The 25,220-nt window shown below is 52.9% G+C and carries 20 protein-coding genes, 1 pseudogene and 1 CRISPR repeat array; of the genes and pseudogenes, 10 read left to right on the top strand and 11 right to left on the bottom strand.

Translation table 11 applies throughout. The annotated features are described in order from the left end of the window. Window positions 1-40: 40 nt before the first annotated feature. Both CV_RS06065 and dtd read right to left on the bottom strand, forming a co-directional pair. Window positions 41-1,102, bottom strand: coding sequence for an FUSC family protein (locus CV_RS06065; RefSeq protein ID WP_011134806.1), 1,062 nt, complete (start codon window positions 1,100-1,102; stop codon window positions 41-43). 4 nt (window positions 1,103-1,106) lie between these two features. Beyond that, entirely contained in the window at window positions 1,107-1,559 is a 453-nt protein-coding gene (gene dtd, locus CV_RS06060; protein ID WP_011134805.1) for a D-aminoacyl-tRNA deacylase, read from the bottom strand. Window positions 1,560-1,669: 110 nt separating this feature from the next. On the opposite strand from dtd, the gene yaaA reads away from it, so the two are divergent. The 8 genes and pseudogenes from yaaA to CV_RS22060 all read left to right on the top strand — a co-directional run bounded on the left by yaaA (window position 1,670) and on the right by CV_RS22060 (window position 8,600). Next, window positions 1,670-2,443: a peroxide stress protein YaaA gene (gene yaaA, locus CV_RS06055; protein ID WP_011134804.1), complete on the top strand. Its 774-nt coding sequence runs from the start codon at window positions 1,670-1,672 to the stop codon at window positions 2,441-2,443. Between the two features lie 58 nt (window positions 2,444-2,501). Next, window positions 2,502-2,984, top strand: coding sequence for a GNAT family N-acetyltransferase (locus tag CV_RS06050; protein ID WP_011134803.1), 483 nt, complete (start codon window positions 2,502-2,504; stop codon window positions 2,982-2,984). A gap of 286 nt (window positions 2,985-3,270) precedes the next feature. Further along, window positions 3,271-4,391 (top strand): IS3 family transposase gene (locus CV_RS06040; protein WP_115610257.1). Its coding sequence is split into 2 segments (ribosomal slippage): window positions 3,271-3,529 and window positions 3,529-4,391, totalling 1,122 coding nucleotides; the frame shifts between segments, so codons are not numbered across the junction. A gap of 515 nt (window positions 4,392-4,906) precedes the next feature. After that, complete coding sequence (locus CV_RS22780; protein ID WP_080508931.1) at window positions 4,907-5,119, top strand: hypothetical protein; 213 nt, start codon at window positions 4,907-4,909, stop codon at window positions 5,117-5,119. Further along, window positions 5,116-6,525 carry a YfjI family protein gene (locus CV_RS22775; RefSeq protein WP_011134801.1) on the top strand — a complete coding sequence of 470 codons (1,410 nt, stop codon included), beginning with the start codon at window positions 5,116-5,118 and terminating at the stop codon, window positions 6,523-6,525. Before CV_RS22780 ends, CV_RS22775 begins: the two co-directional genes overlap by 4 nt. 1,098 nt (window positions 6,526-7,623) lie before the next feature. Then, a pseudogene (locus CV_RS24385) lies at window positions 7,624-7,965 on the top strand (inovirus-type Gp2 protein); the annotation flags it as partial. Then, window positions 7,966-8,217, top strand: coding sequence for a hypothetical protein (locus tag CV_RS24380; RefSeq protein WP_370448053.1), 252 nt, complete (start codon window positions 7,966-7,968; stop codon window positions 8,215-8,217). It abuts the pseudogene before it with no gap. A gap of 71 nt (window positions 8,218-8,288) precedes the next feature. Beyond that, entirely contained in the window at window positions 8,289-8,600 is a 312-nt protein-coding gene (locus CV_RS22060) for an H-NS family nucleoid-associated regulatory protein (protein ID WP_227590072.1), read from the top strand. A gap of 645 nt (window positions 8,601-9,245) precedes the next feature. Here CV_RS22060 and CV_RS22765 read toward each other — a convergent pair. The 4 genes from CV_RS22765 to CV_RS23375 all read right to left on the bottom strand — a co-directional run bounded on the left by CV_RS22765 (window position 9,246) and on the right by CV_RS23375 (window position 14,456). Next, window positions 9,246-9,536 (bottom strand): Imm32 family immunity protein, encoded by a 291-nt coding sequence (locus CV_RS22765; RefSeq protein WP_011134796.1) that lies wholly within the window; start codon window positions 9,534-9,536, stop codon window positions 9,246-9,248. A 304-nt stretch (window positions 9,537-9,840) separates the two neighbouring features. Beyond that, a complete protein-coding gene (locus tag CV_RS23390; RefSeq protein ID WP_011134795.1) occupies window positions 9,841-10,182 on the bottom strand; it encodes a hypothetical protein in 342 nt (113 codons plus the stop codon). A 16-nt stretch (window positions 10,183-10,198) separates the two neighbouring features. Beyond that, a complete protein-coding gene (locus CV_RS24035) occupies window positions 10,199-11,047 on the bottom strand; it encodes a polymorphic toxin type 37 domain-containing protein (protein ID WP_011134794.1) in 849 nt (282 codons plus the stop codon). Window positions 11,048-11,057: 10 nt separating this feature from the next. After that, window positions 11,058-14,456: a DUF6531 domain-containing protein gene (locus tag CV_RS23375; RefSeq protein ID WP_011134793.1), complete on the bottom strand. Its 3,399-nt coding sequence runs from the start codon at window positions 14,454-14,456 to the stop codon at window positions 11,058-11,060. Between the two features lie 449 nt (window positions 14,457-14,905). Between CV_RS23375 and CV_RS24375 the strand changes: the two genes are divergently transcribed. Both CV_RS24375 and CV_RS23365 read left to right on the top strand, forming a co-directional pair. After that, window positions 14,906-15,010 carry an H-NS family nucleoid-associated regulatory protein gene (locus CV_RS24375; protein ID WP_407078883.1) on the top strand — a complete coding sequence of 35 codons (105 nt, stop codon included), beginning with the start codon at window positions 14,906-14,908 and terminating at the stop codon, window positions 15,008-15,010. A gap of 42 nt (window positions 15,011-15,052) precedes the next feature. After that, entirely contained in the window at window positions 15,053-15,496 is a 444-nt protein-coding gene (locus tag CV_RS23365; protein WP_011134792.1) for a hypothetical protein, read from the top strand. A 143-nt stretch (window positions 15,497-15,639) separates the two neighbouring features. Here CV_RS23365 and CV_RS23360 read toward each other — a convergent pair whose 3' ends face one another. The 5 genes from CV_RS23360 to cas2 form a co-directional block, all read right to left on the bottom strand. Continuing rightward, a complete protein-coding gene (locus tag CV_RS23360) occupies window positions 15,640-16,326 on the bottom strand; it encodes a hypothetical protein (protein ID WP_147296208.1) in 687 nt (228 codons plus the stop codon). Between the two features lie 157 nt (window positions 16,327-16,483). Continuing rightward, window positions 16,484-17,767, bottom strand: a complete 1,284-nt coding sequence (locus tag CV_RS06025) for an SEL1-like repeat protein (RefSeq protein ID WP_011134790.1) — start codon at window positions 17,765-17,767, stop codon at window positions 16,484-16,486. A gap of 3 nt (window positions 17,768-17,770) precedes the next feature. Next, on the bottom strand, window positions 17,771-19,741 hold the full coding sequence (locus tag CV_RS06020) for a phospholipase D-like domain-containing protein (protein ID WP_011134789.1): 1,971 nt from the start codon (window positions 19,739-19,741) through the stop codon (window positions 17,771-17,773). After that, window positions 19,738-22,629: a type VI secretion system Vgr family protein gene (locus tag CV_RS06015; RefSeq protein ID WP_011134788.1), complete on the bottom strand. Its 2,892-nt coding sequence runs from the start codon at window positions 22,627-22,629 to the stop codon at window positions 19,738-19,740. Before CV_RS06015 ends, CV_RS06020 begins: the two co-directional genes overlap by 4 nt. Window positions 22,630-23,018: 389 nt before the next feature. Beyond that, window positions 23,019-24,728: direct repeats of the CRISPR family, unit length 32 nt; unit sequence GTTTCAATCCACGCGCCCGCGTTGGGCGCGAC. A gap of 191 nt (window positions 24,729-24,919) precedes the next feature. Beyond that, on the bottom strand, window positions 24,920-25,210 hold the full coding sequence (gene cas2 / locus CV_RS06010) for a CRISPR-associated endonuclease Cas2 (RefSeq protein ID WP_011134785.1): 291 nt from the start codon (window positions 25,208-25,210) through the stop codon (window positions 24,920-24,922). Between the last annotated feature and the right edge of the window lie 10 nt (window positions 25,211-25,220).

Raw genomic sequence — 25,220 nt, 5'->3', positions numbered from 1 at the left:
GAAAACGGCCCGGAACTCCGGGCCGTTTCTGATTGGATGATCAGGTTTTCCTCGGCGCGCCGCGCATCCGCCGCACCAGGCTGCGCGCCGGCGGCGGCGCGGCGATCAGTTGCGGCAGGATGTCCTGCAACTGGCCGCGCAGCTCCTCCACCGTCAACGACAACTCCGCCACCAGCCAGTGGCAATGCGTGGGCTCGCGCATCCGCGCCGGATTGTCGGCGGCCGGCAAGGAATCGGCCAGCAGCTGCGGCTGGTTGAAACGCAGCGCATGGGCCGCGCGCAGCAGCGTGCGGACGATGGCGCGCCGCGGCGAGCGATCCTCCGCCAATGCAGGCGTGGACGCGGACACCTCGTCCATCCGGTCGAGCAGGGTCCAGATGCTGCGCTGGCAGCGCTGCACCTGATCCAGCTGGCGATGCGTCAGCGCCGACTCCTGCGTCACCGCGGGCAACAGTCCTCGCAGCCGGACCAGGCGGCTGTTGAACTGGTCCAGCGCCGCATCGCCCTCCACCGGCAAGCGCCGCGCGATGCGGCTATACAGCAGCGCCGCCTCGCGCAGATTGTCCGCCAGCAGGAAGCGCCAGCTGTCCAACGCCCGCAGCGGCAGGGTGGCGGCGGCGACCATGCCGATCAGCGAGCCGATCAATACATTGCAGCTGCGCCACAAAGCCTCGTTGATCGGCTCGTCTCCCAGGCCGCCCACGATCACCAGCGTGATGCCGGTAAGCAAGGCCAGATAACCGCCGCGCCCTTGGGCGTGCCAACTGCTTAGCGCCACCACCAGCAGCATCCAGGCGTAGCAAAGATAGGGCGATACGCCATGCAGCAGGATGGCCGCCAGCCCCGCCAGCGCGCCCAGCAGCGAGCCGCCCATCCGTTCCAGCGCCTTGCGCCTCACCCCGCCCCAGTGCGGCACGCCGCCCAGCACGATCAATATCGTCACCAGCATCCAGCCGCCATGGGGAATGCCGCTGGCCAGCACCAGCGCCAACCCGAACAGGAAAGCCAACGCCACTCTCAGCACGTGCACCTGGCGCGCGTAGCGGTTCAAATAATAGGGCACCACCAGAACCCGCCACGGATGCTGCCACCTCCCGCCCATCGCCCTACTCCGGATTCCGGCTGTCCAGCCAGATGGTGACCGGCCCGTCATTGACCAGGCTGACCCGCATGTCCGCGCCGAACACCCCGGTTGGGACGGTCTTGCCCAGCGCGGCGGACAGCTCCGCGACGAAGCGGTCGAACAAAGGCCTCGAGATTTCGCCGCGCGCGGCGCGCGAATACGATGGGCGGTTGCCCTTCTTCACGCTGGCGTGCAGCGTGAACTGGCTGACCGCCAGCGCCTCGCCGCCGCAATCGATCAGGCTGCGGTTCATCACCCCGGCCTCGTCGTTGAAGATGCGCAGCTGGCTGATCTTGCGCACCAGCCAGCCGATGTCGTCCGGGCCGTCCGACTCCTCGATCCCCACCAGCAGCAGCGCGCCCGCGCCGATCTCTCCGCTGGTTTGTCCATCCACCGTCACCGCCGCCTGGCTCACTCTCTGCACCAACACCCGCATGCCTGCATTCCTCTTCGCGATACTGGTTTCATTCTACCCATTCCTTCGCGACGGACGCGAGCCGCCGCGCGCGGGTACAATAGCGCCAGTTCAAGAAAAGGAATCGCCGCATGTTGATGGTCATCTCGCCGGCCAAGACGCTGGATTACCAAACGCCTCCCGCCGTCGATCAATACAGCCAGCCCGACCTGCTGGACCACAGCGCCGAACTGATAGACGTTCTGCGCCAGAAAAGCCCGCTGGACATCGCCAAGCTGATGGACATCAGCGACGCGCTGGCCAATCTCAACGTCGGCCGCTACGCCGACTGGCAGCGGCCGTTCACCCAGAACAATGCCAAGCAGGCGGTATATGCCTTCATGGGCGATGTCTACGAAGGCCTGGACGCCTCCACGCTGGGCCGCCCGGCCATCGGCTATCTGCAAGAGCGGCTGCGCATCCTGTCCGGACTCTACGGCGTGCTGCGCCCGTTGGACCTGATGCAGGCCTACCGGCTGGAAATGGGCACCCGGCTGGCGAATGGCCGCGGCAAGAACCTCTACGAATTCTGGGGCGAAACCGTCACCGCCAAGCTCAACGAGCAACTGGAGGCGCTGGGCCAGCGCACGCTGGTGAACCTGGCATCGGACGAGTACTTCAAATCCGTGAAGCGCAAGGCGCTCAATGCCGCCATCGTCACGCCGGTGTTCCAGGACAGGAAGAACGGCCAGTACAAGATCATCAGCTTCTACGCCAAGCGCGCGCGCGGACTGATGGCGCGCTGGGCGGCGGAGCGCGGCGTCGCCGACCCTGACCAGCTGCGAGGTTTCGACAGCGAAGGCTACGCCTTCGATGCCTCGGCCTCGGACGAATTGACCTGGGTGTTCCGCCGCGACCGGGAATAGGCTGGCCGGAACGGTCCCCCGCCTTTAAGATCGTGCCTTTTCCCGACAGGACAAAGGCATGATCACCACCCGTCTTGCCACGCCGGCCGACACCGCCGCGCTGGCCGAACTGCTCTATCAGATTGACCTGCACTACTTCGGCCCCGGGCGGGCCTGCCGCCAGGCCTCCGCTCGCTACGCGGCGGACAAGCTGTTCCAGCCTCACTGCGGCGTGCAAATCATGCTGGCGGAACGCGAAGGCGTCACCATCGGACTCGCCACGTTCTCGCTGCTGTATCCGGCGCCGGACTACGGCGGCCAACTGTTCATGAAAGACTTGTTCACCCATCCGGAAGCGCGCGGCAGCGGCGCCGGCAAGGCCTTGATGAAAGCGCTCGCGTGCCATGCGTTGAAGCACGGCTGCCAGCGGCTGGATTGGACTGCGGAACGGGGCAATGCGGATGCGGTGGCGTTCTATCGCCGAATCGGCGCCGGCATCGTGGAAGACAAGATCTATTACCGTTTCAGCGGCGAGGCCTTGAAGGACTTTGCAGGGCGATGAGACGTGGAAAGCAAAAAACCGAGGCTAGGCCTCGGTTTTTTGACTGTTGGTTGCGGGGGCAGGATTCGAACCTACGACCTTCGGGTTATGAGTCCGGGAAACCATAGGATGAATCGGCAGGGTTAGAGATTGACAGAGAAGGCAACATATTGTTTTAAAAAAAGAAAAGTTGAAATCATCTCGTTGACAGGCAGGAACCTGCATGGATGCCTTTCCAGGCGACGTCCCCCCGGTATTGAGTAGCACGTGACTTTAGAGTCCAATCAACCACACACGGAGATTGGATATGAAGAAACGATTCACCGAAGAACAGATCATCGGCTTCCTGCGCGAAGCCGACGCGGGAATGCCCATTGCCGAACTGTGCCGCAAGCACGCCTTCTCGGAAGCCAGCTATTACCTCTGGCGCAACAAATTCGGCGGAATGAATGTCTCGGAGGCCAAGCGTCTCAAGGAGCTGGAGACAGAGAATGCGCGCCTGAAAAAACTCTTGGCCGAGACCATGCTCGAGAACGAGATTGCCAAAGAAGCCCTGAGAAAAAAGTGGTGAGCGCACCGTCACGGCGGGAGCTGGTGCGCCATCTGGTGGGCAAAGGGCTCAGCGAGCGCAAATCGCTGCGCCTGGCCGGCATGAGTCCCAGTTCATTCCGCTATCAGCCCGCCACCGATCGCAATGCCGTCTTGAAAGCGAAGATCATCGCGCTTGCGCAACGGCACCGACGCTACGGCGCCGGCATGATCTATTTGAAACTGCGGCAGAGCGGCATGGTGGTCAATCACAAGCGGGTGGATCGGCTCTATGCTGAGGCCGGTCTGCAAATTCGCCGGCGCAAGCGCAAGAAAATCCCTGTGGCCGACCGTCACCCACTGGCCCGTCCTTTGGCCGCCAATCAGGTCTGGTCGATGGACTTTGTGTTCGACCGAACGGCAGAGGGGCGGGTCATCAAAAATCTGACGGTAGTCGATGATGCCACGCATGAGGCAGTCGCCATTGTTCCGGAACGTGCGATGGGAGGTCTGCATCTGACCCGCGTCCTCGACCAGCTGGCGCAGACACGTGGCTTGCCCAAAGCCATCCGGACCGATAACGGCAAGGAATTCTGCAGCCGAGCGATGTTGACCTGGGCACACGCTCGTGGGGTGCAGCTCTTTCTGATCGAGCCAGGCAAGCCGAATCAGAACGCTTACATCGAATCATTTAACGGGCGCTTCCGGGATGAGTGCCTGAACGAACACTGGTTCACCAGCCTGCGCCATGCCCAGGTCGTCATCGAAGCCTGGCGTAGGGAATACAACAACGAAAGGCCCAAGAAAGCACTGGGTGGTTTGACGCCAGCTGCCTATGCCGAATCACTTGCAGAGAAATCAGGTCAATTAAGCCCGGACTCTAAAGCTCTCTGCTACTGAAAGTGGGGGGACGTCGCCTCAACACGAAATTTCGCATCTGGCGCTATGCTTTCAAATGCCTCGCTCCATTTCATTCCAAATTGGATTTTGGAAATTATCACTTCTGAAGTATTGCATATATCTTTCTCGTAGCCCCACTGCTCTTCCAGCTGGTCAATTTCACTTATTATTCCCAATAGCCTATCAACGTATTCTGAGTTTAATTTTCTTTCGTTCCTGATACAAATCTCATATTCCAAGAATGTTTTAATTTCATTCTTAACCCAAAAATCCTCGCCCGAGGGAACAACTTTCTCAGCACAATCAGACACAACTGTCAACCCCACCTGTTTTGAAATAAATGCTGGGGCTGCTCAAATCCCCTCGCACCACCATCATTCGTCGCCATGCACTACAGAGCATCACAGCTCCCGGTGCATGTGCGAAACCCAGGTGTCGCACCGAGCTCAAGCTCTCCCAGCCTCCATGCCCTTCACGAGCTGGATGCAGCATATACCATCAACAAGGGGATAATCATGACTTACCCAACTAAAAGCAAATACACAGTCCGTCCTACCCTTTCTACCGACGAGTTCGCCGAAGCTGTTGGCTTGAAACCCCAGAGCATCCGCAAGTCATACTCACGCAAGGGACACGCTCTCGGAATCCGACCAATCAAGTTACCCAACGGCAAGCTGCGCTGGCCATTGGACCATATCGAACAACTGATTCCGGGAGCACAGCAATGAAGCCTTTCCGCCAACAGAGCCCATTCCCCGTTCACGCTTTGCCACGTACCCTGCAACGTGCGGTATTAGACGTGCATCAGCAGATTCAGTCCCCACTTTCCATGGTGGCTACGTTTGCCATTTCCGTCGCATCAGAAGCGGTACACGGCAATGCCGTACTGCAGTTGCCGGATGGCCAACGCAGCCTGTTATCCAACTGGACATTGGTCATCGCCGAGAGCGGTACAGGGAAGACACCAACGATGGAAAAGCTCCGGCTACCAATCATTCAGTTCGAAGCGGAGAAACAGCATCAGCATGAGATGCAACTCAGGCAATACAAAGCTGAGTACGGAAGCTGGAAAGCAATAAAAGATGCCCTTGTCTCCCAGCTTCAAAGGGATGTACGCAACGAAGTGGACAAGACAGCAAGTCAAAAGCGACTCGATGTGCATATTCTCAATGAGCCACGACCACCACGCTTGGTCAAGCTCACCTATTCAGATGCAACACCACAGGCTTTCTTCAGTGGACTATTCGAAAACTGGCCATGCGCCACCTTAACCAGTGATGAGGCCTCCATCTTCTTCAATGGAGCAATGTCTCAAAGCTTGGCACAGCTAAATCAGAGATGGGAAGCTGGCCCGTTATCCATTGACCGCCGTAGCAATACAAAACAGATATACGTGCAAGACCCGAGAGTGATGTTAAATTTAGCCATACAGCCCTCCCCCTTCGATAGATACTGGACACGCAGTGGAAATGAGGCACGGGATCTTGGATTCTTCGCTAGGCTATTAGTCTGCCGCCCTGACAATAATGAAGAGAATTATACTATTGACGGCTACAATCACAACCCAGATGGATTAAATAACTTCCATTACCGAATCAATGAATTATTGGATCAATCAGTATCAAATCAAGGCACGAGAAATAATGGAAGCATAACAATCACATTTAACCATGAAGCTCAACACCATGCCAACGAATACCTTGCCCTAATAAAGCTTCACAGTCAAGCGGGAGGAAAACTAGCCGGCATTAAAGATTATGCAGCAAAAATGAATCGGCACTTCGCCAGACTTGCTGGCGTGTTTGAATATTTCGAAACAGGCTCAACTCAAATTAGTTTAAGCACAGCAAATTGTGCCTCACAAGTTTGCAGCTGGTATGCCAATGAGTATATCCGCCTTTTTCAAGAAGACACTTTTCATCGTATGAAAAGCGATTCCGATACTATATTGAATTGGATTCAACGCAAAAGGTATCGATACATTAAAAAGAATGACATCAGAAAATATAGCCCAATTCGAGATAAGGAAAGGATAAACAAAGCATTGGACAAACTTGCTTACGATGGGGCAATTTCAATATTTCGATATACAAAAAACATGGGTCGTAGATGTACTACCTTATCAAGAATTTAATTCCTTTCAACTTGAAGCCGATATTTCAGATCCTTATGGACGCTAAATTCAATCCACTCTAGAAACAGTATTTACCCACGATAGTCTGACTATCAAAACGAACAACCACAACATGGCCAGCTGAAGCTGGCCATTTATTTTATTTCACTAATTACATATGCGAAAACATATAGTTAAAGGGTGCTAATTTCATATCCAAAACAACATCAGCAAAAAACGTTCTGTGTCTTATAAAAAAATAGATCTAATCAACTAAAATCTCCACAAACATACCCCCCCTCCTAGCCGTACCTCACACGACCATCGTCCATTTCTAGCTAGAACCTCCAGTCACAAGGCGAGTCTTGCACCATCAAATACAGCTCAAAAGTGCAAAGTGCAGCAAAGAGCGCATGGGCACATTCGCCAAGCCCCATCACAGAACTCCTTCCCATGTTCTTGTTGCCACCACATCCATTCAGACTATTCCCCAAAAAACCACATTTGATCGAATGCCCATTAAGGGGATTCGTGTTGACCAAGCACAGACAGCCCTTGACCACTACCCTAATAAATCATTTACTAACTCCAACTTCACCAGATTCGGAAGAGGAGTTCACATCCTGCCGCTTTTAATCGGCAAAATTAATCACTTAACGGTAAATTTCATAACCTTTTAGCCAAAATATCTCTGCACATTTAATAAGCAGGAAAACATTAACAAATCCACATGGAATGGAGGTATTTTACCCCGAATACCCCTAGTTTCCGAGCTATTTCCACCCCCAATAGAAACCGGTATATATTTATTATTGCATTTAAATGCCAGTAGTAGTTAATGCATTCAATACTAGCAATAGTAATGAATTAGATTTATTAGAAGTCACAGAGCAGTTACTTAACACATGAGGTTAATCTAGTTCTATCACCAGATTAAAATCCATCTTCGCCATTAATCGATCAGCCATGCCACTCATTGCTTAGGCAGTAGCAGCAGGCCAAATCAACCCATCAAACCAAATCTCAGTGCAGGACTGAGCCTATACCGTACCGCAGGTACTATTGGCTTATTCAACCAACCATTCCCCTATCCAAAATTACATCACCCGAGTTATTGCTATGATGAACCAACACCAATCCACTACTGAGCCTATCATTAACCTGCATCCACTGATAGCAAATCTGAAACAGCATGGCTATAAACGTGTGCTAGCAATCCGTGTAGACCTAAGCATGAGAGAAGAGCATCAGTTGAGCTGCAGCTCCATGGAGTTCAACGAATACAAAAATAGACTATGGAACAACAGACGGCATAATAAAATATTCCAACACTGTATTGGATGGGTCTGGAAGATCGAATTTACCAATAAGTGCAATTATCACTGCCACTGTTTATTTCTATACGATGCAGATGCTGTTCGATCTGATATTTACTACGCTGATAAAATCGGAAAGTACTGGGTGAATAGCATCACCAAAGGGAAAGGTACTTACCACAACTGCAATCGCAACAAAGCCAAATATATGCACCTTGGCATTGGCAAGATTCACCTAACCGATTATGAAGAGCTAGCTAATCTAAACGATGCCGTAATTTTTTACTTGATCAAAGAGGATCATTTAATTCGAGATGCAGTGTATCAAGATGGTGCTGCCATCGGATTATCAGCCAGAAACTTCCGCACCAGTGGATATAGCAACAATTTCAGCTAAACAAGACACGCCTTACTACTTGACTTGCTCAGCACGCTTCGATTTAATAGCATCATTACCCTAAGGAGTTAATGATGGATTATCAATCGCTAAGCTTAACCGAACTGCAAGATTTGCTCGTACAGATCCAAGCAGAGATCAATCAACGTGAGAAGGCTGAAAAGGCAGAAGCGAAGAGCAAGATCCTTGAGCTGGCTAAAGCTCATGGTCTGTCTTTGGATGACCTGTTCACACAGGCTGAGAGCAAGGTTAAGAAGCCAGTAGAGGCGAAATACCGCCACCCTGCTGATGCTTCACAAACGTGGTCTGGACGCGGCCGTAAACCGCTGTGGCTGCAAGCACTGCTAGACCAAGGCAAGACCTTGGAAGAGCTAGCCATTTAATATTCACTCGCAGATAGTCTTTCGTATCCAATGGCTTACCAACTCAACACCTGATTAAGCCACTGGATACGAAGCCATGCTACTGTAATAGTAAATTCTTGATTATATACTCTTCAGCCAGGTTAATTATGCACTCCGCATGACTGGTAAGTTTCAAAGAAGATTTAGACATATACCTAATGAACCGCCATGGCTACAAGAAAAAGCCTAGTCATTTAGGAATAGGACCAACTATATCAGCCACAAGAAAAGCATTTGATCTTTACCTCTGATTTAAGCCCATTCGCTGGAACAACACTCATGTAATAGCAAGAATTGAGTTTGACAAAACTAGAACTGGCAATGGCACATCTTTGTTAGGGGCGCTAACTATACTTTCTGAGAAATATCACTATGCCAGCATAGGAATTGAAGCAGCACTTACAGAGGAAATTGTAAGTTTCGCTAAAAAATTTGGCTTTTCGAAAATTCAAAACAAGAATGATGATTGGTTAATTCCGACAACTACTCTAAAAGAAAATCTAGAATAAAATTTTTCATAAAACTTCGATGCTTGTTAAGAAAAACGTCCTCAGTCAAGAGAACGTTTTTCCAACACACTCATAAACTCGCTGAGTAGCCTAGTTTATTTATCACTTTTATAAATTACAATTTGTGCTTTTCTCTCCATTCATCAGTCCATGCAAACAATTCCAAATGATGAACTTGTTTACAGTTTGAGTTGTATTCAGACTCCAACATCGAGGTGGTCAATTCATAACCTGCCCAATCTGCTGATCTAAAATGTTCATGATCACTCTGATCTGCAAGTAGCTTGCGTTGCAAATTTATAATTGCATCTTGCAAAATAATCAACCCTTGTAAATTTGCATGCATATGGACTGAATCACCAGTTTCACTAGAGCATATGCTTAGCAAAGGCATCACTTTTCCCATAATTTTCTCTTCAAAATAAAGGTGAAAGATAAATTAAAATTACTTGCCAATTTATTAACTTACTTCGGTGTAATATTTCCATTAGGAAAAATTTCCCACTGCACAATATCTCTACTCATCAAATTTCCGCGATGCCAAATCGGCTCGGAATGATCAAGAGCAAGACGCTCTCTTTATCTAGAATTGCTGAAATGTCTCCCTCCATACACCTTCCCTCTCAAGTTTCTCTAAATCATAGCAGTAAATAAAATGCCCTCAATTATTGAGGGCATTGCATAGATACTGCAATAAAGGAGTATTAAACTTAGTCTATCGAGCTTGTTATATTTGCATTTTCGCTATCATGCTTACTATTTGGCGGATACATACATTCATGCCAGTAGTACTGATTTTCACGTAGCCAAGCAAATTTTTTTCTTCTTTCAGCTAAGAGTCTAATTGGGGTTAAGTCAATTTGGTAACGCCAAAGGAGGGCGATAAATTCAAATACTTTCTCCTTGCTGAAGCGATTCAAATTGATATCAAACGCTAACCCTCGCCCAATACCTTTTACATTCTCGATACAATCAATATCATCCAAGCCTTGGAAGAATCGACGCTCATCACCATGCGAATAGAACGATGTTAACTGAATCTCCATCTTCATCTAAACCTCCTTATATTTAGCGCCGCCTTCCACCGGGGTATACATTATCATACCCGCCTCCAGGTTTTTGAACATCCCAGTGTGGCCCTCCATGCGCATCACCAGTTGAGCCAGAACTCGGTCCCGTAGGAACCCAGACATTTCCATCAGCATCTATCCAGCCAGAACCTCGACCATTCGGTGCACGCCCCCAAGTTGGTGCTCCCTTCTTAGGTTCGCAAAATCCTTCCGTACGCCCTGGCTTTCCAGGAGCCTTTGCTCCATTAGGATCAGTAGCATCTTTAGGTGGCTTATTATAAATATTATTATTTAGCCAACTATTAATTTGCTGAGATAACGATGGGGGATTAAGACCATAATCATCTTCATTACCACTCCTTCCCGGTAAGGTAGGAAAAGGAATCGGTAATGGTATAGGACCAGGTAATACTGTCTCCATACCTGATGGGTCAATAGCGTTAGTCGGATTGCCATTTACATATCCGTACGTAGACCACTGACCGCCCAACAACCCGAACGGATCACTCTGTACATAACGTCCCACAGCAGGATCATAATCCCGCCAGCCGTTGTACATCCTCCCAGTCTCAGTATCATAGTACTGTCCAGGATACCTCAGATTAAAGACAAATGCGTTGCCCGTATTCGATGGGTCCTGATTTGGCCGTTCATTACCGTATGCATCTCCCTCCCATCGCCAGACTTCTACATTGTTGCTATCCACCACTTCTCGCGGCGTTCCAAGCTGGTCATTCTGGACATAGTAAATTGTCGGCGCTGGAGCAGCTACTACGTTTGCATTAAGCAGTAGTCCTGCACTCAATAACACCCCCAGAACCAGCCACCGCTTGATAAGTTTATGCATTGCTATCTCCTCAGTATTTCAGCACCGATACAACCTCATCTCCCAACCACACATACTCCATTTGTGGCTGTCCCATCAGACTGTACTCACCCAGCAGATGCCCCCACTGGTCGTATATGTAGCGCGTGCTGTTTTTCACCATGCGCTGTCCACTGGCACTGTAGAGATAGGTTGTTGCATCACCGTGTACGGTCTTACTTAACCGTCCTGCGCCGTTATACGTATCGCTCCGGCTGCCATCATTGCTTTGGCTGCCATCGGCTAGATAGCTGTATTGCTGACTCCCGACCTGCTGTAAGCGGTTACTACTCCCCTCCATCTGTAACGCAACGGTGTTGCCATTGGTTGTGGTTTGCGTCCGATTTCCATTTATATCGTACTGATACGACCAAGATGAAGCTCCTAACGTGTGTACCTGCAGATGGTCCAGCTTGTCATAGCTGTAGCTTTGTGTCCTGGACGGGCTCAGGGCATCCGACACCTGAGTCAGCCTATCCACGGTATCGTAACTCTGTACCTTATTCATGACAGGGCTTGTGATCGAACTGACTCGGCCATCGCTGTCCTGTGTACGAACAAACACTTGTGAACCGTTATACTGATAACTGCGCACACCTCCTAACGGGAAATAGGCGATATTGCTTACTAATGGCTTATCACCCAGATCAATCTCTGTGACCACACCATTTTGATACTTGTAACTCAATTTTTGCCCTGATGGCAGTAACTGCTGCAATGCTTGGCCAGCACTGTTATAGCTGTATTGCACATTTAACCCAGGATATGTAATCCCTCCAGATGCGGGGATTGTTTGCGTCAACTGTTTAACACTTCCCTTCGCATCGTAGTCATAAACGATCGTACCACTCTCATCCGAAATTTGGCTGAGATAACCTGGTAATTTGTTGTCCCAAGCATAACTAATAGTCTGATCTGGATACGTGATCGTAGTCAGTCGGTTCAGCGCATCATATTGGTAAGTGGCAGTTACCTTTCGCGCATCCGTCATTTGAATCATACGACCTGCTGCGTCGTAAACATAGCTACTATTGCCACTATCTGGACTATTGACTTCCGTCCGATTTCCCAAGCCATCCAGTGTGTATTTTGTAGTCAGCTTCCTCGGGTCGGTGACACTGGTTAATTGATCTAGCAAGTCGTAACCGTATTGACTTACCCCACCCAATGGATCAATCTTTTTAATCAACCGATTAAGGGGGTCATACTGATTCGTTGTTACTCGATTAAGCGCATCACTAATTTGGGTCAGATTACCATTGGCATCGTATTGGTAGGTATAGCTCTGCCCAGACATCCCAATAATTTGCTGCAAGCGCCCCAGTTGATCATAAGCTCTATTTTGTTGACGAGCTAAATTACCCGATGGATCCGTAACTTTAACCTGAGTACGATTGCCTGCATTATCAAGGGTGTAACTGATTTTATTACCTTGCGTATCAGTAACGCCGGTTAAACGGTGAGCTGGATCGTACTGATAAGATAAAACTGAGCTATCTGCCAGGGTTATTTGCGTCAGATTCCCCACGCCATCATACCGATACAGCGTCTTCGACTGCGTGTCGCTTTGATTGCTCGCGGCATAAAAGTCCATTTCTACCAATCGCCCACGTAAATCATAGCTGTAACTAATCGCAACCCCAGCTGGGCTAATAACTCGACCAACCCTACCATTGGCATCATATTGATCCAACGTAGTGATTTGCCCCATCGCATTTGTGATTTGAGACAAATTACCTTTATTATCATACTCGTACTGACTCTTGGATCCAATTGGGTCTGTCATCGTCAAGATCTGGCCATAATTGTTGTAACTATATGCCCAAGTTCTCCCAGACCCCACTCCTAGTACGTTCAATCCACTACTGCCATCTGAATCACTCGTAGGCTGCACCACATAAGTGAGTAGATTACCCCCATTATCGTAAGTATAAAGTTCCAACTTTTGAGGACTTGCAATCTTGAGAGGCAGAGCCAACGATGGATGCCACTGCGTGGAAATCGTTCGAGCTTGAGGAGTACCATATGCCTCCACTCGTTGCGTCTCTAGATTACGAGCTAAATCGTACTGGTAAATAGTTTTATTTCCATTAAAATCAATTTTGGAAATAATATTTGCTTGATTGTCATATGAAACAGAGGTGTTAGATGAAGCGCAACCTGACCCACTCGGCTGATTCGTTCCCGTAGGCAGATTTCGACCATTCACCGTTACAAAGTTATAGGACCGTGTAGCATTTAATGGATCTTTGACTGAGGTATTGGTAGAAGAGGAATATGTCAGCGTATAGCTCGCAACGCCTCCTGCTAATGCATTACTAGTTGCTCGACCAACATCGTCGTACGCCCAACTGACATAATTCGTGCCATTCTCATCCACTATGCCAGTAAGCAAATTGGCATAAAGCGCATGTTGATAAAGGTATTGCACTGACTTACCATCTGCATAGGTTACCAATGCAAGATTATTATTGTCATCGTAAGCATATTTTATAACATTGCCTGCAGGATCAGTCATGCTTGCAATATGATTGTTTGAATCATACGCCAGCTTAATTGCATTCCCCCAAGAGTCAGCAATATTGATCAGATTAAGCCCTACAGAGTCATAAGAAAGATTAATCACCTGGCCGTTAGCGTGTTGTACCTGAAGGAGCTTACCAGTAGCACTATATGTCTCAGAAGAACCATCCGACGACAGTTGATATATCCACCCAGTAATTTGACCGAGTTCATTCTTTTTTGATATCAACGTATCCGTAATATTAGAAGATCCAGCCCAGCCTTGCGCTCCACTATTGAAGGTTAACAAAGCACCATCTGATCGTAAAACATTAGCGATTTTACCATCAGCACTAACAGTGATCGACTTGTCGTACTCATGCAACCAGTTAGGCCCTAAACCTGATATCGTACCACCCAACGAATTATATCTTCGAGTAAAGGATAGATGGTTATTCTGCCAATCAGAAACTTCGAGAAACGTATTGCCTGTCGTGTAATTAATGGGGTCTGCTGCGAATGTACTGGTGTCGCAGCTATTCTTGCCCTGTGGTTTCCCGCTATTGGCAGGCTGAGGGGTTGGATAATGATAATGGCACAAATTGTCGATATAAAGATATGAAGGTGATGGGCAATAAGGCCAGCCAACTAGATCTGCACTCCCCCAGCCTGCATTTCTATTGCAGGTTGATGGTGGAGTCCACCAGTAGTTATTTCCCCATTGGTCTTTCTGTGAAGTGCACCATGCAGCTGCATCACCAGAATTTGTAAAAGATTGACTTGTGATGAGAGGAGCAAACGAATATCTTGTCAGTGGCTTATAGGAACCTTCCCCTGAAAAGGCAGGTGCAGCAATAGCAGTCAAAACAAAAAAACTAATGGCTTTCATGTCTTACTCCTAAACTAGCAAAGGTTATAATAAATCTACATTCAAAAAACAGCCAGTGCTCTGCCCTTTTATAACTCCAGCTTCATCCTATAAATTGGCCGCATAACTGTTAGTATAAAACCACACCATCAAATCCTTTCACTTACATGAAAATCCTACAAATCAGCTCAAAAATATTATTTATATTTTCAGTGTGTAAGATTTGACGAATATGTTTTAACATTTTCATGCTGCCCAATTAAACATGAACAATGTCACTACTTTACTCACGAAAGTAAATGGTCTGGCAGAATAACGCAAAGGATTAAATAGAAGGCAATGGTCATTCACTGCCGGGTAGATAGCTCAGAAATATGAGGACTCAGCGTAGAGAATGCTGAAGAGATTCACTGCCGGATGGCCGCTAAGGTGTGATAATGTTACCATGAACATGAAATTAATACTCACTGTTGGATAGACAGCGAGATGTTTCACAGACTGGACGCGGTCGTAAGCCTCTATGGGTGCAAGAACTGCTGGACCAAGGCAAGACACTGGAAGAAATCACGATCTAACTTCACGTAACTCATGCCAGTACTTTCTTTGAGGAAATGCAGATGTCGATATTTAAATCGTACAATAGCTTATCTCTGGAAAGAAAGCTTGGAATTTGGGGATCAATTGCATCCATTATAGGTTTAATTCTATATTTCTGGCCGACATCCCCTGCTACCAAGTTGGCTCAAACAGCAACAGGTAGCGGGGCAACTCAAATTGGAACTGTTTCGGGTAATGTAACAGTAAACCAACCGTATCCTCAACTAGGAGACCCAGTCGATCTGGCCCGCAATGAACGTATGGCTACACAAAGCATGCGTGCCATTGCTCGAGATAGAATTCCATACAAGCCCCCCTACCCTGAGGATTGGATTGAGGCTGAAAAATACTATGAAACTGCAAAATACCAATTTGATAGCAAAGATTACGTGAGTGCCGCCAAAAACTACAAGCATGCATTTGATGCATATGCTGACATTATTGCCAAAAGCAATGATAAATAGCCAAATTAACTCATAAGTTCTGCTGCAGAAAAACAATAATTTCACTCGAATGGGATTATTGTTTTTTTATTATTGTGCATTGCCATCGCAAAATCCTATATCGCAAGCCTCATTCTGTTGCGAAGGAATGAGACCAAGCAGGATTAACCAGGCTCATATTTGAGCCTTTTTTTATAGCGCTTACCAATCCGCTCAATGATGTCGCATTGCTTGCACCAATGTCCTCGTATCGCACTGTTAGGGGTGGCCATCCAGTGATGGCCACGATGGCAGATCCAAGCCAGCTTGTGGTGAGTATTGATATATTCAGAAGACAGGCAGGCTCCACCACGGGCCTTGGCTAGCGCTTGCATGGAAGCGATGGAGTGACGCCGTCGCCGCCCATGGCAACGAGGACAACCAGTCGTTATCCGAAGCGCACTGGGCGTAGCCATCCACTCATGGCCATGCTCACAGCGCCAGTGAAGAGGCGTACAACTACTGATGTAATGTTCAGACAGGCAAGTCCAACCCTGCAGGCTCGCCCAGCCTTGCCACTGCTGTAATTTTTTTGCCCTTCGCCCATTGCAGACCGAGCAAAAGTAGCCTTTGACCAGCTTGCTGGCGGTACGGGTGAAGATATGGCCATCAGCGCAGCGAAACAGCAGCGGGATGCGACTATGGCGATAGATGTCTGACAAGCACTCACCACCCCAAGCCAAAGCCACGTTACGCACCACCGCCAGCTTGTCTTCGGCGGTTGAGGACGCGGCGTGAAACCAGGCGCCAATTGCATCGTTGACTGTTATGGGCCAGTCATTAGACGGGGATGGTAGCTTCTCTTGTTTCATACGGGAAATAAAATGCCAGCCTACCCCGCAGGCAGGCTGGCATGTCAGAAGAACACGCAACGGTGATGATCATGCATCCTCTGGAAGCGGGACATCCAGTCTGGCTGACCCTGCTTGGCTATTCATTCTTCACGGGCTGTGATCGGCGCGATGACGATCAGCCCTGCGCTTCTTTCTCGTAGCTTTGCAGTGTCCACGTTACCGCAGCCTCCAATTGATCAGGCTTGCCGCGTAGGCGATCCAGCCAGCTCAGCCGTTGCGACACCGGGATGGCGGGGAAGCGCTCCCCCGCGATGAAATTCCGACTCACGCTGCTGGCCATGCCGTGAGCCGACAGCTCCGCGCACCATGATCCGCTCTGCGGGCAGACCGCATGGCTCTGCGCCACGTAGCCCAGCTTGATCTTGGGCGGCGTCTGCGGCTTGGGCAATTCGACCTTGGGCAGTCCGGTGGCCGGGTCCAGGTTCTTGGCCTTGGCCAGTTTCACCACCAGCTTTTCGTCGGGCTTGGCCGGGGCGGCATTGGCCTTCCATTCTTTTTCCCACTCGAACGTGCCATCCCATGGCGGCAATTTGGCCGGCGGCAGCGGCACGATCTTGTCGATGTCGGGCACCTTAGGGTTGCGGCCATCGTAGCGTTTCAACAAGGTCCAGATTGCTTCGTAGCGTTTCACGCGTTCGGGGTCGGGTTTGAGGGCCAAGTTATACAACTGACTCTTGCCTTTTTCTGCATCAAAGGCTTCCTGCAGTCCCAGTGCGCTAGCAGAATGCCCAGCCTTGACCGCCAGTTGGTAAGCATACAGAGCATCTGGGTAATGCTTGTCACCTTGCAAATCCACCCCCAAGTTATCAGCCGCTTCGGCGTGGCCTTGTTCTGCGGCGCAACGCAGCATCTGCCGCCCGATCTCGGGCGCCAGTTCGGGTGTGTTCAGCAGACCACCCACATAGGCTTGGGCATCCGCACTGCCCAGGTCCGCCGCCTTGCGGAAATACATCAGCGCCTTCTCGTTGTCCTGATCATAGCCATAGCCGATTTGCAGGTAGTGGCCGGTCAGGTAATAGCCATTGGGGATATTGTCCGCCACCAGTTGTTCGTTCAGATCCAGCACTTCATTGACGGCATCGGGAGAGGCCACCTCGCCCTTGCCCACCATCCGTTGCAAGTTGTTGTTGGCCTTGTAGTGGCCGTGGGCGGCAGCGATGCGGTACAGCCGTCCGGCCTCGGGCAACAGCTCCGGCTTGTATTGCAGCTGCAGCCAACGAGCGTATTGGAACAGTTTGTCCGCTTCCGGGTTCAACTTGGGCAAATGATCGGCTTCATGCACGCAGCTGAAGGCCAGCTTGGCCTGCACGGCTTTGAGGTCGGGTTGGTGTTCCATCGGGGTGTCCTTGTGGCCGCAAGCAGCCAACAGCAAAGGTAAGACAAGCCAGGCAAGACGCATTGTTTAGTCCAAGTCCTTGGTGCTACTGGTGTCGTTGCTGAATTTGACCAGCGGAGCAATCGGCGCTCGCTTGCTTTGCCGATTCTTTTGATTAGCTTTCATAATTCGCTCCCATCGGTCATAAACATCAGCAAGCGGTTGTGGCTTGCTGGCATCCGCCGTATTGCCCTGGCCCACGGTATGCATATTCCACAGGTGCTGCCGCGCCGCGCGGGTGATATCCGGCTGGCAGTGGCAGACATTGATCTCGCTGTCGCACACCATGCTGCGCAGATTGATGTTGGCCGAACCTAGAGTCATGAAGGTGTCGTCTATCATCATCAACTTGGCGTGGATATAGACATATTGCCAGGGCTGCCCCTGCTGGTAGCCAGTCATGGAAACCAGCGAGCAGACATGGGTCTTCAGGCCGGGAATATCGCCGTCGACGAACTTACCCTGGTTGGCCTCGGCCTGCTCCTGCTTCAACGCGGCCAGTTTCTTGCGCCGTTCCGGCAGATCGCTCAACGGCTTGCTGGTACGCTTGGCGTTCTGGTTTTCCCCGATCTGCACTTCCCGCTCCGCCTGCTTGACCTGTTCATTGATGCTGCTGCGCGCCAGCGTCGGCATCTGACTGCGCTTGCCCAGGGCATCCAGCATCTTGTAGGTGTTCTTGACCCCCAGGCCCATGCCTTCCGCATTGTCATTGGTCACGACCATCAAGTACACGGGGCCATGCTGGCCGGGATCGCGGCCAAAGGCCAACTGGTTCTTGACCGCCTGCTTGGTGGCTTCGGCAAAGTTCACCCAGCGGAAATACTGGTTTTCGATATAGATGTACTGGCAGGCATGATTGACGGCATTCAGGTACAGGTGCTTGATATCCTGCACCGTGAGCTCGTCCTTCACCTTGCCCTTGGGCCGGGTCTGGCTTTGCGTGCGGGCAATCTGCGCCATGGCCCGTGAGCCCAGGTTGGGCCTGGGCGTGAAATGCTTCAACTCCAGGTGCGCACGCTTACCAGTCAGATTCTCGCCGGTCGCCTTGTCCCAGCCCGCCACGAAATTATGGTTGACGTGCACCAGCACCGGGCCGGTCAGCCGACTGGAAATGTCATGCCGGGCGGTCGCGCCGTTGCGGCCCAGATGCGGCTCCTGTTGCACGTAGTGGTGGTCGTCCCGGTCCCAGTAGGCATCCAGCATGTTGTGCCCCATGACAAAGCCCAAGGCGCTCTCCGGATGCTCATAATCGATCAGCACGGTTTTTTGGTGATGACTGGGGAATTTGGACGTGGCGGCCGCATGCATTGTTGATGCGCCATTGCGTACCAGATTCGGCAAGATGTAGGCGTTCTTGTCGATGTCGTCGAAATGCCGCGTGCGGAACTGGATGTTTTTATTCGCGCGAATGTCCTGATGCCAGCCGATATCGTAGCACTCCTGCAGGAAGTTCTCGTTATCGCCGCGCTTCACGTTATAACCGGGGTTCATCACCTCAGGGATCTGAGAAATCGGGTCATTCCAGGTCAGGATCCGGACCTTGACGCCCTCCAGCGACTTCATTTCCAGCAGCTCGCCTATGGGCATGATCTTGTCTTTGGGATGCAGCTTGCGCCGGGTGAATGGCAGCTTCCCCGCCATGTCATCGGCGATTTTGTCGATGTTATCTGCGGTCAGCGGCGGCAACTGGGGTTGCTGCAAATAGTACTGGATCGGCGGCGCGCCTGCGCCGCGCTTGAAATACATCGAGGGCTGAAAGCCCCAGCAGACGATGTCCACACTGTGCTTGGCGGCCAGAATCGCATCGTATATGGCACCAAAGGCGCGCTCGCCATTAATCAGTGGCTCGAAGGTGGCATTCACCTCATGAAACTCGGGCTTGTAGCCGACAGGATGGTCATCGGCCAAGAACCAGGGCGTGGAAGTGCGGGTGGTCTGATGCTGGGATGGATCAACATTGTGCTGACGCGGTTTATGCTTGGCCAAAGGCTGACTCATGCCTGTTCTCCCTTGCCGCCGAAAAAGTCTTGATACTGATCCAGCTTGTCGGATTGTTCGCCATGGTTGATGCCGCCATTGGCCAATTCGTCATGCGGCGGCTTGGCATACGACGGCACCATGTTGAAATGGCGCTTGATGCCATTGGCCAGCTCCAGCGTGTATTTCTGGGTCAGCACATTATGCTCGACCGGGAGGTGCCCGGTCTCATCCAATACCCCCTGCTTGATCATCGCACCGTCGGCATACAGCTTGAAGGGCATGCCGGGGACGGCATGGTCGCCCTCGACAAAGCTGTGATTCACTTTCAAGCCAATGTTCTGCTTTGGGATGTTTTTCGGGAAGGCCGGATGCGCCACGGTCATCTTGTCGGGTCCGCTCAGGTTATGTTGAGCGCCTTTCACACTGACGGTGCCAGGGCAATGCACCTCGATATTACCGCCCGCGAGACGGATGTAGGCACCGCCGCCCACATTGAGCAGGATTTCCTCCTTGGCCGCGATGGTGATGCTGTCCTTGCAGGAAGTGATGGTGACATCCTTGTCCGCCGTCCACTCCATCGCATCGCTTTGCGCCAGAATCTGCACTTTGCCCTTGGCGGCAATCAGCTTCATCGCCGTATTGTCCTTGATACCCGCCACGAACAAACTGATGTGCTTGCCGACATTGTGGACCCAGCGCCGCCCCGTGGTGTGATTGGCGTCGCGCTGGACCACCAGATTCAAGTTGGCACCCGCCGCCAGCGTTTGGCTCTGTTCCGTCACGCTGGCGATGCCTGCCGGGCCAGATAGCACCAATTGCGGCTGTTGGCCGGCTTGGCCTTTCGCGGTCTTGCCATCCTTGTCGGTGTTGCTGCCGGCCTCCCACGCCGCCAGGGCATCCAATTGATGCTGCATGTGGCCCTTGGCCTTCTTGCCGGCCTTGGCATTGTCCTCTCCGATGCCGTCCGGCCCGGTTTCCATGGTATCGGCGAGCTGGCCAGTGGCGGTCTCGGCCAGCGCCTGGCTCAGCGCGACGGCCGACTGCAGCTGGCTTTGCGCATGCTCGCGCGCCAGCTGTTTGCCGGATGCGCCATTCTGCGCCTCAGTGGACAGCAACAGGCCGTGTGCGGCGCGGATGGCACCGTGCTGGTCAGTGCGCAGTTCGAAGCCTTCGCCGCGCGGCTGTGCCTTGCCGTTGCTTCTGGGGTGGGTCAGGAAGCCCTGGTTGAGCTGAGTCTTGCCTAGTTCACTGGATAGCTTGGCACGCACCTCACCAGGGGTGTCATCGAACAACAGTTCGTTGTAAGCACCGCCTTGATGCTCCTTGGACTTGATGCCGGATAGCGTCTTGTTGGCTGGGAGCGCGCCGGCGCCGCTGAAGTCCGGTGGCGGATGGCTGCCGTTGTACAGCACGCCAGTAATCAAAGGGCGGTCGATATCGCCCTCGATGAAGTTAACCAGCACTTCCTGGCCGATGCGCGGGATGAACTGGTGACCCCATGCCGCGCCAGCGGAGGGCATGGCCACGCGCAGCCAGCAGGAGGACTTGTCGTCCATGCCTGCGCCGATGGTGGGATGCTCCTCTTGGCGCTGCCAATGGAATTGCACTTTGACGCGGCCTTGCTCATCGGTATGCACTTCTTCGCCGGCCGGCCCCACCACGGTGGCGGTTTGGGCTCCCTGGCTAGTGGGCTTGGCGTGCGCGGTGCCGGCATAGGCCGGGGTCAGCGGGATGCCGCGGCGCTGGGCCTGGATCGAGGTCGTGAACGGGGCCGCATCCTGCTCCGCGCCGATATGCTGCGCCAAGTCGGTCGGCAGGTTGTTGCGCGCCTGGAAGCTTTGTCCGGTGACGACAAATTCGCGGCTTGCGGGTGCATCGCTATCGTGAGCAGGATGTTCGTCCAGACGGAACCATTCGCCCGGCAATAGGCCACGCACCGAGCCCGTGCCGCTGAAAGACTTCGCTTGAAGGTCATTGGCCTGCTGCCGTAGCGCGGCGTATTGGCCCAGTTGCTCCTCATCACCGGCGTAATACAGGCCTGGCGCGTCGTAGTGCCTCAGGCTGCTTTGCAAAGACTGGCCGGCTTGTCCTTGGTCGATACGGCTTTGGTCGCCGCTCTGCAGGGCGTAGACCGATTTGTAGTCGTAGCTGGCCAGCGCAGTGCCGCCCGGCACAATCTGGCGCGCGGCTTCCCAGCCGGTAAGACCATCCTCTTCTTCGCTGGCATCGCTGCGGTGGAAGCGCACCCGTTCCAGTTTGGAGCCCGGCAGGCTGTGGGCATCGTCAAAGATGGCCAATTCCACTTGCGGTCCGTCATCATCCAAATGGAGGAAGCGCCAGGCGTAACCTTCCTCGTGGATCAGCCTGACGATGAAATCGAAATCGCTCTCGCGATATTGCAGCGTGTAGCTGCGGGGCTGGGCGGGTTTGACCTGGATCCCCAGCGTCTGCACACGGGCGAAGGCTGGATTGGCGGCTTGATGCTCTCCGATGATTTGCTTGACGATGTCTGGAACCGACAAATCCTGGAATACGCGGGAAGTTCTGCGATGGCGCAGCAGTGCAAAAGGTGGCTCGATGGTCAGCTCATACTTCGCAAAGCCCCCATCCGATCCCGCCAGCTTGGCCTGACTGACTACGCCGCAACGGATGGTTTCGTCTCCATCTGCGTCCTGGATACCGATACGAGCGGGCTGGCCCAACAGAGTTTTGAGCTCGATATTGCCATCCGGTGACAGGCAAGTCAGCGTATAACGGTAAGATCGAGAGATGCCTTCTTCACCATCCAGGCTCAGCGGCAGCAGTTGTTCAGATGCGATATGACCACCGCCAAACTCCAGCGAGATCAACCGTTGTTCTTGACTAAAAGCGGAGGCAAAACTGGCTAGCAATGCGTTCAGATCCATCAGGAATCCAAATATAAATACCCTCCAGCGAGGGTATGTCATTGAACTAAAAAGAAGATTAAGAATGTTATGAAAATACCAGACCACCTACAAGGCAACCTAGCCGGAAAGCTGAATAACCTACACCAAAGTACAGGTTAAAAACAATGCGCCCCCAATAGCGGCTCTGAAAATAGTCTATGGAAACACCATCACAGCACTTGTATAAGTCCCCATTTCAGTCAGCAAAACACCGTCACGCTCTCGGCCAGCATGGATGCAGGTCATCAGCTAATCCACATCGTGATAGGCCCAGATCCGCATGCTAATCAACGCCGCCATGTTGTTTCAGTCCACGCGCCCACATGGGCGCGACCACAGCTAGGCGCGACTGCTCCCTCCCTCCAACTGTTTCAATCCACTCGCCCGCATGGCGCACGACCTCAAAACTATTGCTCGGTCTATGCATGCAGATGTTTCAATCCACGCACCCGCGTGGGGCGCGACTCCCTCTATTGAAGCAGTAAAAGCCCTTGATGGGTTTCAATCCACGCGCCCGCGTTGGGCGCGACGGCATTTTGGGCGCGCAGTATCTGGAAGCCTGGTTGTTTCAATCCACGCGCCCGCGTTGGGCGCGACTCGACCAGATGGCGGTGATCGGTGCCGCCGCGGCGTTTCAATCCACGCGCCCGCGTTGGGCGCGACTCTCCGCTTCTACGTCCTGCATGTTGTACACGCAGTTTCAATCCACGCGCCCGCGTTGGGCGCGACCACCGGTTTTAGCGCGCGGCACAAATTCGACGATGTTTCAATCCACGCGCCCGCGTTGGGCGCGACGCGGCCAAGGTGGAAGCCCAGGCCGTAGCGTTCATGTTTCAATCCACGCGCCCGTGTTGGGCGCGACGCGCAACCGCGTCCAGGGCATCACCAAGCTGTCCGTTTCAATCCACGCGCCCGCGTTGGGCGCGACTTGCTGCGCATCGGTGATGAGCTGGGGGCGTCAGTTTCAATCCACGCGCCCGCGTTGGGCGCGACGCCATGGCATCCAAGCCCGACGCCGGCGTGTCGAGTTTCAATCCACGCGCCCGCGTTGGGCGCGACGTACGGTGCCGAGCAGCATCAAGGAGTGAGACGATGTTTCAATCCACGCGCCCGCGTTGGGCGCGACGATCTCGCCGCGCTCTTCATCGCTGGCGAAATCATTGTTTCAATCCACGCGCCCGCGTTGGGCGCGACGATCTCGCCGCGCTCTTCATCGCTGGCGAAATCATTGTTTCAATCCACGCGCCCGCGTTGGGCGCGACGGGATATATAGCTCGCCGTGATAGCGCATGCATCGGTTTCAATCCACGCGCCCGCGTTGGGCGCGACAGAGGCGCAACACAGAAGCGGCGGCGTTGAAGGGTTTCAATCCACGCGCCCGCGTTGGGCGCGACCCGGCGGCAGCGACGGCGCAGCGCCGCCGGTGGTGTTTCAATCCACGCGCCCGCGTTGGGCGCGACCCCGGCAGGCTCCGCTCACCAACGGAGAGGCGGGAGTTTCAATCCACGCGCCCGCGTTGGGCGCGACGCGGTGGCAGCAGTGGTTCGGACAACACGGGTACGTTTCAATCCACGCGCCCGCGTTGGGCGCGACTATGCCAGTTCGCTGGTATAGTCGGCCTCAACTTATGTTTCAATCCACGCGCCCGCGTTGGGCGCGACCCGGGATGTAGACCTCGGCCAGGTCGGTGTTGAAGTTTCAATCCACGCGCCCGCGTTGGGCGCGACCAGGTCGCCAGCTTGCAGCGGCACCGGAGCATAAGTTTCAATCCACGCGCCCGCGTTGGGCGCGACCTCTCGCCGGGGATGACGATTAGCGTCGTTGACAAGTTTCAATCCACGCGCCCGCGTTGGGCGCGACATCTTCGCCGGCAAGCGCGCCCAGGAAGCAGCCGTTTCAATCCACGCGCCCGCGTTGGGCGCGACTCAATATTACGACCGCACATGTCAGCATACGAGCAGTTTCAATCCACGCGCCCGCGTTGGGCGCGACGCGCCCGCGTTGGGCGCGACGCGCGTGGACGGCTTTGGCTTGCGCGACCAGAAGGTTTCAATCCACGCGCCCGCGTTGGGCGCGACTGGGTACTACAAACCATTTGTTTCCAATGGTATTTTCAACCGAAAAACGCGAACCTGATCAGCGAGGCAGATTTCCAAGCCCTACCCACCGGGCTCAAGGAGAATGATGCAGGCGGCGCGGGGCCTCCCCCGCCCACGCGAACCTGCTAGGGATTCGGCTGCCACTTCCGGTTCGCGCCAGGCATCCGCGCTTAAAAAACCAGCGGACCTTGCAGGTCCAACACGGGCTTGGCGCCGACGTGCTCGACTTTCTGCTTCCAGTTGCCGCCTAGATAGTAGAAGCGCAGGCTGTCCTGCTTGGGGTCGATCAACGCGCACAGCTTGTCACGCAGCAATACCCATTGCGCCGGCTCCACTTCGATTTCGAACACCGAGTACTGGGCGCGCTGGCCAAAATTGCGGCATGCCCTCGCCACCTTGCGCAAGCGAACGGCACCCTCCTTATCCTGGGTGCGGACGTCGTAACTGACCAGCACCATCATTTTCCGGTCC

The sequence above is a fragment of the Chromobacterium violaceum ATCC 12472 genome, assembly GCF_000007705.1.
In the GTDB taxonomy this organism is placed as follows: Bacteria; Pseudomonadota; Gammaproteobacteria; order Burkholderiales; family Chromobacteriaceae; genus Chromobacterium; species Chromobacterium violaceum.
This window is presented reverse-complemented; position numbering and strand designations above follow the sequence as displayed.

Excerpts from the sequence above, each read along its gene's own strand:
- CV_RS22060 (WP_227590072.1), top strand. The coding sequence starts at position 8,289 with ATGATGGATTATCAATCGCTAAGCTTAACCGAACTGCAAGATTTGCTC.
- yaaA (WP_011134804.1), top strand. The coding sequence starts at position 1,670 with ATGTTGATGGTCATCTCGCCGGCCAAGACGCTGGATTACCAAACGCCT.
- CV_RS06065 (WP_011134806.1), bottom strand. The coding sequence starts at position 1,102 with ATGGGCGGGAGGTGGCAGCATCCGTGGCGGGTTCTGGTGGTGCCCTAT.
- CV_RS22765 (WP_011134796.1), bottom strand. The coding sequence starts at position 9,536 with ATGGGAAAAGTGATGCCTTTGCTAAGCATATGCTCTAGTGAAACTGGT.
- CV_RS22780 (WP_080508931.1), top strand. The coding sequence starts at position 4,907 with ATGACTTACCCAACTAAAAGCAAATACACAGTCCGTCCTACCCTTTCT.
- dtd (WP_011134805.1), bottom strand. The coding sequence starts at position 1,559 with ATGCGGGTGTTGGTGCAGAGAGTGAGCCAGGCGGCGGTGACGGTGGAT.
- CV_RS06050 (WP_011134803.1), top strand. The coding sequence starts at position 2,502 with ATGATCACCACCCGTCTTGCCACGCCGGCCGACACCGCCGCGCTGGCC.
- CV_RS06015 (WP_011134788.1), bottom strand. The coding sequence starts at position 22,629 with ATGGATCTGAACGCATTGCTAGCCAGTTTTGCCTCCGCTTTTAGTCAA.
- CV_RS06020 (WP_011134789.1), bottom strand. The coding sequence starts at position 19,741 with ATGAGTCAGCCTTTGGCCAAGCATAAACCGCGTCAGCACAATGTTGAT.
- CV_RS23375 (WP_011134793.1), bottom strand. The coding sequence starts at position 14,456 with ATGAAAGCCATTAGTTTTTTTGTTTTGACTGCTATTGCTGCACCTGCC.
- CV_RS22775 (WP_011134801.1), top strand. The coding sequence starts at position 5,116 with ATGAAGCCTTTCCGCCAACAGAGCCCATTCCCCGTTCACGCTTTGCCA.
- CV_RS06025 (WP_011134790.1), bottom strand. The coding sequence starts at position 17,767 with ATGCGTCTTGCCTGGCTTGTCTTACCTTTGCTGTTGGCTGCTTGCGGC.
- CV_RS23365 (WP_011134792.1), top strand. The coding sequence starts at position 15,053 with ATGTCGATATTTAAATCGTACAATAGCTTATCTCTGGAAAGAAAGCTT.
- CV_RS23390 (WP_011134795.1), bottom strand. The coding sequence starts at position 10,182 with ATGAAGATGGAGATTCAGTTAACATCGTTCTATTCGCATGGTGATGAG.
- CV_RS23360 (WP_147296208.1), bottom strand. The coding sequence starts at position 16,326 with ATGAAACAAGAGAAGCTACCATCCCCGTCTAATGACTGGCCCATAACA.
- CV_RS24035 (WP_011134794.1), bottom strand. The coding sequence starts at position 11,047 with ATGCATAAACTTATCAAGCGGTGGCTGGTTCTGGGGGTGTTATTGAGT.
- cas2 (WP_011134785.1), bottom strand. The coding sequence starts at position 25,210 with ATGATGGTGCTGGTCAGTTACGACGTCCGCACCCAGGATAAGGAGGGT.